This window comes from Olsenella sp. Marseille-P4559 (assembly GCF_900605015.1).
Classification (GTDB): Bacteria; Actinomycetota; Coriobacteriia; order Coriobacteriales; family Atopobiaceae; genus Tractidigestivibacter.
Genome location: NZ_LR027573.1, coordinates 671,396 through 685,645, shown reverse-complemented (window position 1 = coordinate 685,645; position 14,250 = coordinate 671,396). Strand labels below are relative to the sequence as shown.

General features: G+C 58.3%; 16 protein-coding genes and 1 pseudogene. 9 read left to right on the top strand and 8 right to left on the bottom strand.

Annotated features, from left to right (window positions below; all coding sequences use genetic code 11):
- Positions 1 to 66: 66 nt before the first annotated feature.
- The 3 genes from E0E00_RS03095 to E0E00_RS03085 are packed head-to-tail and all read left to right on the top strand — an operon-like array spanning position 67 to position 2,553.
- Positions 67 to 750, top strand: a complete 684-nt coding sequence (locus tag E0E00_RS03095) for a flavodoxin (protein ID WP_165443528.1) — start codon at positions 67 to 69, stop codon at positions 748 to 750.
- A 46-nt stretch (positions 751 to 796) separates the two neighbouring features.
- Positions 797 to 1,657: an aldo/keto reductase gene (locus E0E00_RS03090; protein WP_130811129.1), complete on the top strand. Its 861-nt coding sequence runs from the start codon at positions 797 to 799 to the stop codon at positions 1,655 to 1,657.
- 47 nt (positions 1,658 to 1,704) lie between these two features.
- Positions 1,705 to 2,553 carry an aldo/keto reductase gene (locus tag E0E00_RS03085; RefSeq protein ID WP_130811128.1) on the top strand — a complete coding sequence of 283 codons (849 nt, stop codon included), beginning with the start codon at positions 1,705 to 1,707 and terminating at the stop codon, positions 2,551 to 2,553.
- A gap of 37 nt (positions 2,554 to 2,590) precedes the next feature.
- Here E0E00_RS03085 and E0E00_RS03080 read toward each other — a convergent pair whose 3' ends face one another.
- The 5 genes from E0E00_RS03080 to E0E00_RS03060 form a co-directional block, all read right to left on the bottom strand.
- Complete coding sequence (locus E0E00_RS03080; protein ID WP_130811127.1) at positions 2,591 to 2,848, bottom strand: HPr family phosphocarrier protein; 258 nt, start codon at positions 2,846 to 2,848, stop codon at positions 2,591 to 2,593.
- A gap of 43 nt (positions 2,849 to 2,891) precedes the next feature.
- Positions 2,892 to 4,403 (bottom strand): glycoside hydrolase family 1 protein, encoded by a 1,512-nt coding sequence (locus E0E00_RS03075; RefSeq protein ID WP_130811126.1) that lies wholly within the window; start codon positions 4,401 to 4,403, stop codon positions 2,892 to 2,894.
- A gap of 52 nt (positions 4,404 to 4,455) precedes the next feature.
- The gene (locus E0E00_RS03070; protein ID WP_130811125.1) at positions 4,456 to 4,779 is read right to left on the bottom strand and encodes a PTS lactose/cellobiose transporter subunit IIA; all 324 of its coding nucleotides are present in this window, start codon (positions 4,777 to 4,779) and stop codon (positions 4,456 to 4,458) included.
- 67 nt (positions 4,780 to 4,846) lie between these two features.
- Positions 4,847 to 6,127: a PTS sugar transporter subunit IIC gene (locus tag E0E00_RS03065; RefSeq protein WP_130811124.1), complete on the bottom strand. Its 1,281-nt coding sequence runs from the start codon at positions 6,125 to 6,127 to the stop codon at positions 4,847 to 4,849.
- Between the two features lie 35 nt (positions 6,128 to 6,162).
- Entirely contained in the window at positions 6,163 to 6,489 is a 327-nt protein-coding gene (locus tag E0E00_RS03060) for a PTS sugar transporter subunit IIB (protein WP_130811123.1), read from the bottom strand.
- Between the two features lie 264 nt (positions 6,490 to 6,753).
- On the opposite strand from E0E00_RS03060, the gene E0E00_RS03055 reads away from it, so the two are divergent.
- The 3 genes from E0E00_RS03055 (at position 6,754) to E0E00_RS03050 (ending at position 11,447) form a co-directional block, all read left to right on the top strand.
- Positions 6,754 to 8,691 (top strand): PRD domain-containing protein, encoded by a 1,938-nt coding sequence (locus E0E00_RS03055; RefSeq protein ID WP_165443527.1) that lies wholly within the window; start codon positions 6,754 to 6,756, stop codon positions 8,689 to 8,691.
- A 454-nt stretch (positions 8,692 to 9,145) separates the two neighbouring features.
- Positions 9,146 to 9,286 carry a hypothetical protein gene (locus E0E00_RS14280; protein ID WP_165443526.1) on the top strand — a complete coding sequence of 47 codons (141 nt, stop codon included), beginning with the start codon at positions 9,146 to 9,148 and terminating at the stop codon, positions 9,284 to 9,286.
- A gap of 691 nt (positions 9,287 to 9,977) precedes the next feature.
- The gene (locus tag E0E00_RS03050) at positions 9,978 to 11,447 is read left to right on the top strand and encodes an RNA-binding domain-containing protein (RefSeq protein WP_130811121.1); all 1,470 of its coding nucleotides are present in this window, start codon (positions 9,978 to 9,980) and stop codon (positions 11,445 to 11,447) included.
- 60 nt (positions 11,448 to 11,507) lie between these two features.
- Here the strand turns inward: E0E00_RS03050 and E0E00_RS03045 are convergent, their stop codons facing one another.
- Positions 11,508 to 11,816: an HAD hydrolase family protein gene (locus tag E0E00_RS03045; protein WP_130811120.1), complete on the bottom strand. Its 309-nt coding sequence runs from the start codon at positions 11,814 to 11,816 to the stop codon at positions 11,508 to 11,510.
- A gap of 167 nt (positions 11,817 to 11,983) precedes the next feature.
- Positions 11,984 to 12,193: an HAD family hydrolase gene (locus tag E0E00_RS03040; protein ID WP_165443525.1), complete on the bottom strand. Its 210-nt coding sequence runs from the start codon at positions 12,191 to 12,193 to the stop codon at positions 11,984 to 11,986.
- A gap of 282 nt (positions 12,194 to 12,475) precedes the next feature.
- Here E0E00_RS03040 and E0E00_RS03035 point away from each other — a divergent pair, with 282 nt between their 5' ends.
- Together E0E00_RS03035 and E0E00_RS03030 are read left to right on the top strand one after the other, a co-directional pair.
- Positions 12,476 to 12,664 carry an antitoxin VbhA family protein gene (locus E0E00_RS03035; RefSeq protein WP_130811118.1) on the top strand — a complete coding sequence of 63 codons (189 nt, stop codon included), beginning with the start codon at positions 12,476 to 12,478 and terminating at the stop codon, positions 12,662 to 12,664.
- A gap of 96 nt (positions 12,665 to 12,760) precedes the next feature.
- The gene (locus E0E00_RS03030; protein ID WP_207302627.1) at positions 12,761 to 13,309 is read left to right on the top strand and encodes a Fic family protein; all 549 of its coding nucleotides are present in this window, start codon (positions 12,761 to 12,763) and stop codon (positions 13,307 to 13,309) included.
- On the opposite strand, the gene E0E00_RS03025 is transcribed toward E0E00_RS03030, so the two are convergent.
- Positions 13,299 to 13,712: a hypothetical protein gene (locus E0E00_RS03025; RefSeq protein WP_130811116.1), complete on the bottom strand. Its 414-nt coding sequence runs from the start codon at positions 13,710 to 13,712 to the stop codon at positions 13,299 to 13,301. The genes E0E00_RS03030 and E0E00_RS03025 overlap by 11 nt on opposite strands.
- Before the next feature lie 177 nt (positions 13,713 to 13,889).
- On the opposite strand from E0E00_RS03025, the pseudogene E0E00_RS14605 reads away from it, so the two are divergent.
- A pseudogene (locus tag E0E00_RS14605) lies at positions 13,890 to 14,250 on the top strand (IS21 family transposase); the annotation flags it as partial.

The following is a 14,250-nucleotide window of genomic DNA, read 5'->3' as shown; positions in this document are numbered from 1 at the left end:
ATTGTACTTGGTCTTTTATCGCCTCTACTCTTGTATTAGTAACAAGCAAGGCGAATGGAGCAAAACATGTCGGATCAGCGTGGTATTACTCGGAGGACGTTCATCACAGGTGCGTTTGCACTCATTGCCGGGATGGGTCTTGCGGCATGCGCAAGTGGAGGGGCCACCCAGACAAGCGCCGCATCGTCGGCTGCGGGCTCGGACTCCTCTCAGTCCCAGTCCAATGACAGCGGCTCGACCAGCGCCACGCCGAGCACCAGCGGCTCGCACAGGATCCTTGTCGCGTACTACTCGGCCCAGGGGCACACGCAGAGGGTTGCGGAGCGCATCGCCCAGGACCTCGGCGCGGACACATTCCAGATCACCCCGGCCCAGCCCTATTCCGACGAGGACCTCAACTTCAACAACGACCAGAGCCGCGTGGTGAGGGAGTACCAGGACACGAGCCTGCGGGACATCCCGCTGAGCACGACGACCCCAGATAACTGGGCCGACTACGACGTCGTCTTTGTTGGATATCCCATCTGGTGGATGGACTACGCCTGGCCTGTCACGCACTTCGCGAGCGACAACGACTTCTCCGGCAAGACGGTGATTCCGTTCTGCACGTCGATGTCATCGAGCATCGGCAGCTCCGCGAAGAACCTTGCCGCGGTCGCGGGGACTGGCGACTGGCAAGACGGCCAGCGCTTTGGGGAGAACGCAGGTGACGACGAGGTGGACAACTGGGTGAGCGGGCTCGGCCTGTAGCACGCAACGTGTTAGATGCCAGGAGAAAGGCAAGGGGAGAAGCGCTATGGAGTACACGACACTTTCCAACGGAGTCCAGATGCCCATGCTGGGCTATGGGGTCTTCCAGATTGACAACGCACAGACCGAGGCATGCGTGGCGGATGCCATCGACTGCGGCTATCGTCTCATTGACACGGCGCAGGCATATGGCAACGAGGAGGGTGTTGGTGCCGCAATCGCAAAGTCGGGCGTCTCGCGTGACGAGCTCTTCATCACGAGCAAGGTGTGGGTGTCCAACTACGGTGACGGCAACGCCATGCGCTCGATCGATGCCTCCCTCAGGAAGCTGGAGACAGACCACCTCGATCTGATGCTCCTGCACCAGGCCTATGGTGACTACTACGGTGCCTATCGTGACCTCGAGAAGGCCTACGAGCAGGGCAAGGTTCGCGCCATCGGCGTCAGCAACTTCGATGCCAACCGGATCCTGGACATCTGCACCTTTGCGAAGGTCAAGCCCATGGTCAACCAGATCGAGACGCACGTCTACTGGCAGCAGCGCGAGAACCATGAGGTTATGCAGAAGCTCGGCGTTGCACATGAGGCCTGGGGTCCCTTTGCCGAGGGTGCCAACGGGTTCTTCGGGGATCCCACCCTCACGGCGATCGGCCAGAAGTACGGTCGCGGCGTTGGTCAGGTGGCGCTTCGCTACCTCATGGACCTGGGTGTCATTGTCATCCCCAAGTCCACGCACAAGGAGCGTATGGCACAGAACATCGACGTGTTTGACTTCCGGCTTTCCGACGAGGACCGCAGGCAGATCGCTGCGATGGATGCCAATAGGTCCATCATCTTCGACCACCGCAACCCCAAGGTGGTTGCCGGTCTCATGAATTGGTTCGAGAATGCGCCCAAGCAGGCATAGTGACGACAAGAAATCAATGACGATAACCACGAGAAACGGAGAGTAGCATGCAATACCTGACCATGAATGATGGAAACAAGATTCCCCAGCTTGGTTACGGAACCTTCCAGATGTCCTCTGCTGAGGTGGAGGCACACCTGCCTGAGGCCATCGCCGCCGGCTACACCCACATCGACACGGCGAACGCCTACTACAATGAGGTGGCCGTGGGCAAGGCCATCAAGGCTTCCGGCGCCAAGCGAGGGGACCTCTTCGTGACGTCCAAGCTCTTCCCCCAGGACTACCCGTACAAGAAGTGCAAGGCTGCAATAGACGCAACGCTTGGGCGCTTGGACCTCGACTACCTGGACCTGCTGCTCTTCCACCAGCCCTACGGCGAGTACGTTGACGGCTGGCGTGCCATGGAGGAGGCCGTCAAGGAGGGCAAAGTCCGCTCCATCGGCCTCTCCAACTTCAACGATCGCAAGGTCAAGGAGATTCTCCTCGAGGCCACGATCAAGCCTGTCGTTATCCAGGTGGAGATCAACCCACGCTGGAACCAGCACCAGCTCAAGTCGGTCTTTGCCGATGAGCACTTCGTGTGGGAGGGCTGGTATCCCCTGGGACACGGCGACAAGAAGCTGCTGAGCCTCCCCGTGTTCGAGGGCGTTGCCGAGAAGTACGGCAAGTCCGTGGCGCAGGTGATTCTCCGCTGGCACATGCAGGAGGGCAACATCGTGTTCCCCAAGACGCTCAACCCACAGCACATGGCTGACAACGCGAACATCTTCGACTTCGAGCTCACCGATGAAGAGATGGCGGCAATCAACCGGATTCCCCAGAAGCCGTACTATCGTGTTCCCGATGAGGCTCCCGCATGGGTCTGGGGTCCCAACGACTACTCCCAGCAGGCATGAGACAAAGGGACTGTCCCTTTGTCTCATCCAAGATGGCTCAATCGCGGAGTGCCGCAGCGAGCGCAATCAGAGCTTCCTCCTCGTCAGGACCATCCGCACCGATGATCACTTCGTCGTTGAGGCCAATATCGAGCGATAACACCGCTATGACATCTTTCGCATCCGCTACCCGCCCCCCAGAAGCACGTGCGATCCAGGACTCGCTCTGGAAGCTGCGGGCAGCCTGCACGAATCTGGTCGCAGGCCGTGCATGCAGGCCGGTCTTTAGACCTACGGTGGCATGCCGCTCCACCATGGCTGGCCTCCTTCCAGTCCAGATGAATCTTTGACAAACAGCGCTATGCGGGGTAGTCGACGATATCGTTCGCAAGGTCTACGCCATTCGAGGCGATGACCTTCTTGTACCAGTAGAAGCTCTTCTTGCGGCTGCAGTCGTAGGTGCCGTTGCCGTAGTCATCGGCATCGACGTAGACAAACCCGTAACGCTTCACCATCTCGGACGTTCCGGAAGACACTTCGTCGAGCGGGCCCCAGGATGCGTAGCCGAAGACATCGACACCATCCTCGATGGCCTTGCCGAGCTGCTCGATATGGCGAGCAAGGTAGTCAATACGGTAGTCATCGGCCACCCTTCCCTTGCTGTCACGCTCATCGCGCTGGCCCAGGCCGTTCTCGGCAATGAAGATGGGCAGATGATAGCGGTCGTAGATGTGGTTGAGCGTAATTCTGAAGCCAATCGGGTCGATGGGCCAGCCCCAGGCCGACATCTCGAGATACCTGTTCTTGAGGTGCGTCACCAGAGACCCCGATGGCATCGGGTTCTCGAGACCCTTGTAGCGCATGATGTAGGTCATGTAGTAGCTGATGGAGAGGAAGTCCACCGTGCCCTTCTTCAGGATCTCTTCGTCGCCCGGCTCCATCTCGATCTCGATGCCGTTCTTCTTGAACCAGGACCTGATGTAGTACGGATACTCGCCCTTGGCCTGGATGTCGCTGTAGAACCAGTTGAAGTGGTCCTCGAAGAGCACTTGGAGCTGATCTTCGGGTCGCGAGGTCTCCGCATAGTTTTCGAGACGACAGGTCATGTTGCCGATCTTCGCACCGGGGTCGATTTCGTGGCACTTGATGACGGCCTTGGCGCTTGCCACAAACTGGTTGTGGGAAATCTGGTACTTGAGCTGCCACTTCCCTGCGTATGGATTGCCAGAGCCATCGTCGGGCAGGATGAGGCCAGAGCAGGTATAGGGATTGGTCAGGACATTGTTGATCTCGTTGAAGGTCAGCCAGTACTTGACCTTGCCCTTGTAGCGTCTGAAGCAGGTCTCTGCATAGCGCTCGAAGGCATCGACCGTATGGCGGCTCGCAAATCCGCCATACTCCTCGGCCAGGTGGAGCGGCGTATCGAAGTGGCAGAGTGTCACGAGCGGTTCCATGCCAAGGCGATGGCACTCATCGAACACCGCGTCGTAGAAGGCGAGGCCCTCTTCATTGGGCACGGGATCGTCGCCGTTGGGGAAGATGCGGCTCCAGGAGATGGACATGCGGAAGACCTTGAATCCCATCTCTCCCAGCATGCCGAGCTGCTCCTTGTAGCGGTGGTAGAAGTCGATGCCACGGCGCTTGGGCATATTGAAGCGCTCTGGATGGGCCCTGCGCTCCCCAAGCTGCTGGGCTGTCGCGCAGTTGTGGGGGAGATGGTTCTCTGGCTCTCCCTCTTTGGGCTTCTTGAACAGCACCGAGAAATCGGATGTGGCGAATCCGCGGCCACCCTCGTTGTAGGCACCCTCTATCTGGTTCGCAGCGGTTGCTCCGCCCCAGAGAAAGCCCTCAGGAAATGGAGATTCAGACATTGGAGAATCCTTTCTATAAGACGCGTTGCCTGCCGGAATATCCGGCCATCGTCTAGCCCTGTGCCTTGAGTACCTTGAATATCGGGACCAGCCTCTTGAAGAGGTGCAGCTCTGCGTCGATGGTCATGAGCGTGTCCTGGGCATGGACGAACAGAAGCGAGTACTCGAACTTCTCGCCAGCCGCCTGCCGCTGAATCATTCCTGTCTGGGCATTGTGTGCGAGAAGGATTTTCTCATCTGCATCTTCCAGCGCCTTCTCGACGCCAGCAAAATCAAATGTCCCGAGCTTGATGGTCGCCTCATCCAGGCAGCTGCGCGCATCGCCCGCATTGAGGATAACTTTCATCGCAACCGAGCTTATCTCGTCTTCATCCATGGTGACTCCTTCCAGCCAGGGCTGCGTGCGCCTGCGCGCAGCCCTCTTGATGTTTGCCCAGAAACCCCTACTTAGCAGCCTCTGCGGCAGCGAGCTCCTGTTCCTTGCGGTATTTCGCGTTATCGTCTGCTTTGAAGAATGGATACCAAATGATGGCTGCAATGATGAGGTTGACCACGCACAGCAACGCGTTGCCCCAATTGCCATTCGACAGGAAGAACGCAGACACTGCATTGGGTGCAAAGTTCATATCGAACATTTGGCAATGGTAGCCAGCCCACCCCATGGACATCCACAGATAAGCATTGGCGGGCAGAATGATTGACTGCAGCATCATGGGGATGAACATATACGGGTTGTTAACGATAGTGGAGAAGACCAGCGGCTCATTGATGTTGAAGAGCGATGGAACGATGGTGGCCTTACCCATGAGCTTGTTGCGCTTGCTCTTGGCCAGGAAGATAAGGTAGAACGCAAGCGGGAGCGTCGATCCTTCTCCGCCAATCATGTAATAGCGAGAGAAGCCGTATGCGTTGATGTTGGGAATGGGAAGACCGGCAGTCAGCGCAGCCACATTCTCTGCCATGGCAGCCTGCGTGATCGTACGGGTAACCGGAGTGAAGACCCAGCCAGAGATGCCAAAGAAGTAGAAGAAGTCCTTGATCCATGCCATGAAGATGACGCCGGGCAACGTCTGGGCAAAACCAGTGACAGGGGAGACAAGAATCTGGATGAACGTAAAGAGGTCGACGCTCATGACGACGGAGATGATGTAGGCAACAAGCAGGCAGATCAGAATCGAGAGAATGTTATCGAACCAGTTCTTCACGAAGTCAGGAATGACGGAGTCTTCGGAGAAGAATGACTTGGTCGCAAACCTCTTGTAGACCGCAGCGACGAAAAGTCCGATGAAGATGGCTGTGAACATGCCGCCGGCACCAAACTTGCTGAAGTCGACCTGGTAGCCGTTGTCGACCTTGACAAAATTCATTGCCAGCATGTACGTGCCGATTGCAGTGAAGCCGGCAATGAGACCGCGATCCTGGCGGGACTCCTTCACCATCGTGTTGTACGGAATGGTGAAAACAACACAGAGGCCAATGATGCCAAACGAATAGGTGCTCAATGCAGAAATATCGGGAAGGAATGTCCAGAAACGTCTAAAGACACTCCAGATGCTTGGGATCGCGCTGATCATGGAGAACGGCACAATGTAGAGAACGGCATCTGCCACTATGCTGAACCAATATGCCGAAGTCACTTTGTTTACAACCGGTACCAGATGCTTCTCAATCCAGGCTTGCATCCGGTCCATAAAGCCCCTCTTTGCCGCTGTCTCTTCAGCCATTTGAACCCCCAGCCCTCAATGATTCGATCTGCTGTCTACTGCTCGTGATAGATATCGATGGCCTGACGAAGAATGGCCTCTCCATCAAGCGACGCGTAATAGTCCGGCTTCACCGACCCAACCTTGACGCCATAGTTCGCGACTTCCTTCTGCACCGTAGGCACCTCGGCTGCAAAGTGGGGACCAAGGAGAATGACGTCGACCTTGTCGGCATGCTGCATGATCTCCGACTTGCTCACCGCATGGACGGTGACATTGAGCTTTTCCCTCTTCGCGACCTTGCGCATGGTTGCTGCCATGAATCCGGTGGAAGCCCCGATGCCACAGGCAAGGAGGATACGGATGGGCTGTCCTTCAGACATGATGTGCTCCAATCTCGGTGAAGCCCTTCAAATCCCCGGAGGCCATCTGGCCTCTTACTGCCATACATATTCGCGGGTCGCAGGTTTTTCCTCTAACAGTCATGCTTCCGGGGTTAGGAAGAAGAGCGGCAATAGAGCCTTACATTTGCGCAGGTAAACAGCACAGTTTCCTCGGGTAGGAAGTTTTTCTGTAGCCGAAAGGGGGCGTTCATCCCTGGCTGCGGGACCAGCTTAGCTACCATGGGACAGAGGAGGGATGGCTCAATGAAAGAAGACAGGAAGAGCAGGCTCGTACATATACTCAAGAATGCCGATACCTGGGTGCCTGCCTCAACCCTTGCAAAGATGCTTGGGGTTTCAAGCCGGACAGTTCGGTCCTACATCTCTCAGCTCGGCAAGGAATACACCGTCCTCTCATCTCAGAATGGCTACCGTCTTGCGGGGAAAGCCAAATCCGAGCAGAGCGCTTCGCATACCGTGCCAGACCTTCAGTCGGATGACAGCCGGAGACGGGCCACGACGCTCATTACGACCTTGCTCTCATCCAAGGAGAGCGTAAGTGTCTACGACATTGCAGATGACCTCGGCGTGAGCGAAAGCACGGTAATGAACGCCGTGGTTCCTCCTGCCCGCGGCCTTGCCCAGGATTTCGGTCTGACCTTGTCCTCGCGTAACTTCAAGCTGCTCCTCGAAGGCTCGGAGCGTGACAAGAGGCGACTGCTTCGCTATCTCGTGACGCAGCACTCCTATGGCTATTTCACATCCGTGAAAACCCTTGCGCAGATGTTTCCGGGATTTGACACGAGCTCGATCATGTCTGAGCTGGTGAGAATCTGTCAGGATTCCGATTTGTTCCTCAACAACTATTCGCTCAACAACCTGCTTGTTCATCTCATGGTTATCGTCGTGCGCATGAAGGCGGGTGACGATTCGGCTGCTCCAGAAGAGTTCATTGACGCCACCCAGCTCATAGAACATCTGCGACTCCACCGCCAGATTGCGCAATGCGGCGACCAGATCGCGCACATGCTCGAAGACAGATGCCGCATCCAGATATCGGAAGGCGACTTCCAGCAGATATTGCTCCTCATCGCACTCTCGACGGACCAGTTCGATTACGACGAGCTGAATGCAAGCACGATGGCGCAGCTGGTAGACACCGATTTCCTGAACATTGTGCACGGTGCGGCAGAGGAGACGGCCAGCCGGTATGGCCTCGAGCCATTCGACGAGGACTTCCTCATGCAGCTGACCCTCCATTCCTACAATGCCTATCAGCGCGCTGTATATGGGGTATCCTGTGTCAACCCCATCGGCAGCCAGATCAAGCAGAGCCACCCACTCGTCTACGACATGGCAGTCTATTTCTGCCACAAGCTCGAACGGCAGCTTGACACATCCATGAGCGAAGAGGAACTCGCCTTCTTCGCGTTTCATTTCGGTGCCTATCTTGCCAGCAATATCGCAGGAGATGACCGAATATCCTGCACCGTCGTATCGGAACGCTACCATGATTATGCCGGACGGGTCGCTGCCTCCATCTCGGATGCCTTTGCGAATAGGCTCACCATCAGCCGCACGATTGGCTACGATGACTTTCTCGTCGAACGGCCGCGGGCGGATCTGATCGTTACCACAGTTCCTCTTCCGGATGATATCGAGGTGTGCAGCGTTCTCGTCTCGCCTCTTGTAAGCCGTCTGGATCTGAAGCGCATCGGCATTGAGCTCGATCTCATACAGCAGCAGCGCGACAAGGAGCGTGCACGGCTCTTTCTCAAAGGCTTGATGCACAGGGAGCTCTATCTGCACAATGCCCATGAGGATTCTGTCATGGCCTATCTCAAACTCATGGGAAATCTCGCCCTTGAGCACGGCTATGTCGATGAAGAGTTCATACATGACGTGGAGCTCAGGGAGCGCACCAGTTCGACGGCGTTCATCGAGGGTCTTGCGATTCCACATTCGATAAGCCTCTTCGCCAAGCGCTCCTTCGTCTGCGTGCTCCAGAGCGATGAGCCCATACCATGGGGGCGCAACGATGTGAATGTCGTCATGATGTTCGGGCTCTCCAAGGCCGATATACACAAGCTCGGTCTTACCTTCGACGTCATCATCGACCGCTTCAGCAGTACGGACAGCATGCGTAGCATAATGGAGAGCACGAACTTCGATGGGTTTGTCTCTGCGCTTCTCGGCAACTGACAGGAAGAGACAAAGGAAGAGACAAAGGGACAGTCCCTTTGTCTCATTTACGACCGTCATCTTGTCCAGGGAGGCTTTCCGGGCGCGCATCTTGCAGAGCCCTATCTGCCGATACAGGCCACGGCAGACATGTCGCACCCCAAGACCCGCAAGCGCGAAGTCTCCTCGCTCGAGCACGCAATGGATATCGCCCGCCTTCGGGAAGGCCTCGTTGTCAAAACGGCATCCCATGAAACCGGATGGCAGTTCCAGCTAATGTGGGACTGTCTCTCAGGCATCCGAGGTGAGCTCGCATCTAAGTTGTGTACTACTTTCTCTCTGTTAGACAGTATGACCCGAACCCATGGACCTGGGAGGCTCTGCCGATTCCGCTGGAGCAGGGCCTCCCAAAGCCGCACGATGCCTCTCATCGCAGGGAAGGGCGCGCGACGCCACGAGGGACGGGAGGCCCCGCATGGGCAAGGGTGGCACCAACTTCGCTAGCACGGCCGGCATGGCCACGGTCTTCGGGATCGACAGCCATGCCAGGACGACCACCATCTGCGCCCTCTCCCTGGGATGCGAGCAGCAGTCGCCCGTGGCCGAGGCGTCATAGGGGAAGGCGGCAGGACGGCCCCACGCAGGGGCCTGGGATATCTGGAATGCCCCTGGGGGCGCCCTGGATGCGCGAGACTCCGGCGGCAGACGCGAGTGGTCTATGTGCAGCGGCATGTCCGCTGCGCACGGCGTTAGAGTGCTGTCCTGCCGCCATGCCGGAACACCGATGTGCGGGCCGCGGCAGCGCGGTGTCTGCGGATATGGGAACGAGTGGGAGGCTCGCATGGTCTCACGGGGACAGGACGCGCTTCCAGGGGCATTCGGCAGCGGACGGCAACACCCCCCGGGCCGGAAGGCATGGGTCTTCCGGACATGGGATGCCATGCCGCTTGACAGGGTTCGGGACATATGAGACCACGATTGACCTGGACAGGATTCAAAGATGTCCGGGCCTTCGCCTGCAATGCAGGTTGCCAAACAAAGACATCGAGGAACGGAGGGCCCGGATGGACTCAACGATACTGTCATGCGTGGAAGGGATGGGATCGCGGAGAAGCGCGAGCTCCTGGAGAGGCTGAAGGCGCCCTTGCGGGCATGTCCTTCAGGGGGCTTGCGGCTGCCTACCATTAGGGAAACTCGATAACTCGACGATTATGTCGAATATTCGACAATATTTGCATCGAATATTCGATGAGTTTATCATCGAGCTATCGAGTTATATCGGGCCGTGAGAGCAGGGGGAGATCCAGATGGCGATACCCATCAACTTCGAGGAGCTGGTGAGCGGTTCCGTTGTCGAGTCGTCTCGCATCGAGGCGAAGGAGGACTTCAACCCCGAGCGCGTCGTGCACACGATTTGCGCTTTCGCAAATGACATCGACAACATCGGTGGCGGTTACGTGCTCATAGGAATTGCGGAGAAAAACACCTTGCTCCAGTTGCCACCGAAGGGGATATCACGCGAGCAGGTTGACAGCGTTCTCAAGAGGCTGTTCCAGCTGTGCCGGGGAATCGAGCCTCACTACGAGCCCATCGTGGAGCCCAGGCAGGTTGCCGAGGGCAGGTACGTAATCGTCATATGGTGTCCCGGCGGGCAGGGTAGGCCGTACAAGGCGTACAAGAACGTTTACAAGAAGGGTTCGACCGAGAGACTCTACTACATTCGAAAGATGGCCAGCACTACCGTAGCTACGCCCGAGGAGGAGAGGGAGCTTTACTATGTGTCCAGTACCATCCCCTTCGATGACCAGGCAAACCTTGCCGCCTCCCCCAGTGACCTGAGCCTTGCGTTGATGCGTGACCACCTAAAGGAGATTGGGAGTAGCCTCTACGAGCAGTCCGAGCATGCAACTCTTGAAGAGCTTGCTGACGACCTACAGCTGCTGTCAGGGCCGCCCGAGGGCCTTCGTCCACGCAATGTCGGCATCCTCATGTTCTCGGACCACATTCATACGTACTTTCGTTACGCGAGAATCGAGGTTGTAGATCTGCCCGACCCAACGGGTCAGAATATGATGGAGAAGACCTTCACCGGACCCATCCAGCGGCAGCTGCGAGACGCTCTTGCCTATATCAAAAACTACATGCTTGAGTCCAAGACTGTGAAGTTTGCCGATAGGGCAGAGTCCCAGACCGTATTCAACTATCCCTATGCTGCTGTAGAGGAGATACTATCCAACGCCGTGTACCACCGGTCCTATCAGGTTAGTGAGCCAATCACGGTGCGAAAGACGCCTGACGTGCTCGAAATCACCAGCTATCCCGGGTTCGATCGCAGCATCAAGGACAGTGACATCCAGGCACGCAACATCCGTGGGCGCATCTACCGAAACCGCCGCATCGGCGACTTTCTCAAGGAGCTTCACCTCATTGAGGGGAGGAACACAGGATTCCCCACAACGTTCAGGGCGCTGGCGGACAACGGTTCCCCCATGCCCGACTTCCAGATGGACGAGAACCGCGATTACCTCTCGGTGACGCTGCACGTCCACCCAGCGTTCCAGCCGCGAGAAAGTAGGAGAGATGCGGGGCGGCGAGACCTGGAGCAGCAGATACTCGACGTGCTGTCGGAGCGTCCGGTGCTTATCTCTGAGCTCGCGAGGCTCCTGGGCTACAAGGGCATCACGAAGAGGCTCCGTACCACGGTCGATGCGATGCTGTCGGCAGGCACGCTGAAGTTCGTGCGGGATGGTTCCAGGAACAGGATCTCCAGGCCTTAGAGCGGCCGAGCTCCAAGGCTCTATCGGACAGGGCCTCGAGTGCAGGAGTCGGTCCGCAGTTTAGTCGCTAAGCGCTGGCCGGACGATCTTCTCGTATATTTCCTTCAGCACTCCGTCGTCGTTGGTCGACTGGGCATGGTAGTCGGCGAGCTTGCGAAGGCCCGCGCCCTTGTCGACACCAGCGGGATTGAACTCAAGGTAGCGGCCGGAGCTGAAGGTGGTGGAGACGCCTGCCTTGAGGTCCGCCGGCATGTCCCTCTCAATGGCGCACAGCTCGTCCGTCTCGTTGGGGATGCAGTAGAGCATCTTCGCGATTGCGACGTCTGCGAGGAAGTCGAGGGTTGGCTCGTCCGCCGGTTCGTAGTCCATGTGGCCCGCTAGGTAGCTGACCTCCTCCGGCTGCAGCCTCCAGCTCTATGTCATGCCAGACGCCTCGTAGACGTGCAGACTCACGCAGCTCAGGTCCATGCCGTATCGGAAGAGCGCCTCCGCCTTCTGGTGCGGCAGGGTGTGATAGTAGAGGGGCTTGGGGTCGCCTATGCGGTTGAGACAGCCGCCGTTGTAACTGATGAGGTAGGAGCCCTCCAGGAGTTCGGGGGGGGGACCGTGGCGATAGAGTCCATGACCGAGCCGTAGGCGCGGCCGGACGCAGGGACAAAGAGGCAGCCCAGCTCGCGCATCTGACGAATCGCCTCGATGTTGGCCTGGGGCACCTTGTGATCAGAGCCCAGAAACGTCTGGTCCATGTCGCTTGCAACGAGCCTGTACATGCGCCGATGGAGGGCGAGAGGTGCTCGCGACCGCGTCGCTGCCGCCGGGATGTGCCCGCAGCGTGTCCGGATCCCGACTTACGCACGGCTGAGCTGGAGAGGAAAGCAAACATTCCATGGACGTACATCTCGGGATAGAGAGTTCCTCTCTTCTGCCATTGGCTCGCCCTTCATCGGCGTAAGCTGGACTTGCTCCAAAAGGTCAAGAAGTCCCTGCCCGAGAGGATGTTCGTCTAGACAGTCAGAAGGAGGATCGGTATGGATCGCAAGACGCTCGTAGAGGAATCGATTCACTCGGGCGAGATGGAAGGCGCCTACGTTTCCGCGGAATTCCGCAAAGACGCCGACGAGTACGTGAAGGGCAACATCCCCATAGAGGACCTCATGCGACGCACCAAGCGGCGCTGGGACCCAAAGCGTAAGAAGGGTGCATCCCATGCCGGATGAGTTCGTGGACCCCTACATCGACCCGGAAACGGGGTACTCCGCAACCTCGTTGGTGCGACCTCGTACGACGAGCTGGCCAACGCCGAGGGGGAACTCGTGTCATCCCGCGCTGCCGAGTTCGTGAGCAAGTTCTCGCCTCACGTCGTAAGGACGCTTGACGACCTAAAGACCATCCACCATTACCTGTTCCAGGACATCTACGACTGGGCCGGGGAGATCAGGACCGTGGAGATACGGAAGAACGAGGAGGGGTCGCAGTTCTTCCTCCCGTCGGCGAACATACCCATGGGTATTGCCTGGTCCCTGTCCGAGTTGGAGAAGGACGACCACTTGAGAGGAATGGGACGTGACGAGTTCGCACGACATCTCGCCTACCACTACGACAACTACAACTTCGTGCATCCCTTTCGTGAGGGGAATGATCGCACGCAGAGGCTCTTCTGGACACTCGTGTGCCACGATGCGGGATACGACCTCATGTGGAGGTCGGTGTCGGGCGAGGAGAACGACCGGGCCAGCCGCGACGCGGCGGAGGAGCGCGACTACGGCGGCCTCATCGACATGTTCTTGAGGATCGCTATTCCGTGCGACCCTAAGATCCCCCTCAACGCGGGGCTTGTGGATGCCAGGCACCTTAATGGATGAGCCAACGGCCCATTATCAAAAACAAGGAAAATCCCCTCTTGCAGTGTGGATACGAGAGGGCGAGCCAAGGCTCCTCTGAGCTGCCCCTTTGTCCGTAGAAGTCCCGATATCGCAGCGTATTCGGGGAGGCCATTGCCCGGTCCGGCACCAACGCCACCTTCCCCAGCCTGTCCTCCGGCGGGTTCATCATCACGGAGAAGAGGTCGAGCCACCCGCCGAAGTTGGACCTGCCGAAGCCGGAGTGGCCGTCGAGGAGGAGCCTCAGCAGGAAGCAGAGGCGGTTGACCTTCCAGAGCGGGTTCTCGTCGTCGTCCAGCCTCTTGATCTCGCGCGAGTCGTACGCCTCGCTCTCGAGGCGCCGCTCCCTCACGACCGCGTCGTGCGAGTTCTCCCTGTCGTGCACGAGGGTGATCCCCTCCCCCAGGTGGGGGCAGTGTTAGCGCTAACTTGAAAGCTGCCAGTTAGGCCAATGGGAACCACCGGTTCGGACCATGTATCTCAGCCAATCGCGCAAACGCAGTTTCACCAGTTCCGCCGACCGCCTAGATTCGGGCCGTAGGCACGCATCCGGGAGGCTGGCATGGACGGGAACATGATCGGAGGGCCCGACATGGACAAGGAAGCCGGCATCAAGCCGAACTTCTCGGACATAGCGAGGAGGCACGGCGTCGACAGGCACACGGTCGCGAAGTACTGGGCTGCCGACGGGAGCGCGCCGGAGGACGGGCGCGCGGGCAGGCGGAGCGGGTTCGACGGCGTGAGGGGGCTGATCGAGGAGAAGGCGGCGCTGCCCGGGGTGACGGCCAGGGGAATCTACGGGCTGCTGCTCGACCGGCGCGGCGAGGGCGAGCCCAGGCTGCCCGGCCACAGCGGCTCCGCCCACCACCCCAGGACGCGCGGGATAGTCCCCGGGAGGGCCCCCGCCGAGCCCCACCCCAGGT

Bases quoted from the DNA above. Each gene is read 5' to 3' on its own strand.
- E0E00_RS03050 (WP_130811121.1), top strand. From the start codon at position 9,978: ATGGCGATACCCATCAACTTCGAGGAGCTGGTGAGCGGTTCCGTTGTC.
- E0E00_RS03060 (WP_130811123.1), bottom strand. From the start codon at position 6,489: ATGTCTGAAGGACAGCCCATCCGTATCCTCCTTGCCTGTGGCATCGGG.
- E0E00_RS03065 (WP_130811124.1), bottom strand. From the start codon at position 6,127: ATGGCTGAAGAGACAGCGGCAAAGAGGGGCTTTATGGACCGGATGCAA.
- E0E00_RS03040 (WP_165443525.1), bottom strand. From the start codon at position 12,193: ATGGACCAGACGTTTCTGGGCTCTGATCACAAGGTGCCCCAGGCCAAC.
- E0E00_RS03075 (WP_130811126.1), bottom strand. From the start codon at position 4,403: ATGTCTGAATCTCCATTTCCTGAGGGCTTTCTCTGGGGCGGAGCAACC.
- E0E00_RS03095 (WP_165443528.1), top strand. From the start codon at position 67: ATGTCGGATCAGCGTGGTATTACTCGGAGGACGTTCATCACAGGTGCG.
- E0E00_RS03085 (WP_130811128.1), top strand. From the start codon at position 1,705: ATGCAATACCTGACCATGAATGATGGAAACAAGATTCCCCAGCTTGGT.
- E0E00_RS03090 (WP_130811129.1), top strand. From the start codon at position 797: ATGGAGTACACGACACTTTCCAACGGAGTCCAGATGCCCATGCTGGGC.
- E0E00_RS03055 (WP_165443527.1), top strand. From the start codon at position 6,754: ATGAAAGAAGACAGGAAGAGCAGGCTCGTACATATACTCAAGAATGCC.
- E0E00_RS03070 (WP_130811125.1), bottom strand. From the start codon at position 4,779: ATGGATGAAGACGAGATAAGCTCGGTTGCGATGAAAGTTATCCTCAAT.
- E0E00_RS14280 (WP_165443526.1), top strand. From the start codon at position 9,146: ATGGGCAAGGGTGGCACCAACTTCGCTAGCACGGCCGGCATGGCCACG.
- E0E00_RS03035 (WP_130811118.1), top strand. From the start codon at position 12,476: ATGGATCGCAAGACGCTCGTAGAGGAATCGATTCACTCGGGCGAGATG.
- E0E00_RS03080 (WP_130811127.1), bottom strand. From the start codon at position 2,848: ATGGTGGAGCGGCATGCCACCGTAGGTCTAAAGACCGGCCTGCATGCA.
- E0E00_RS03045 (WP_130811120.1), bottom strand. From the start codon at position 11,816: ATGGACTACGAACCGGCGGACGAGCCAACCCTCGACTTCCTCGCAGAC.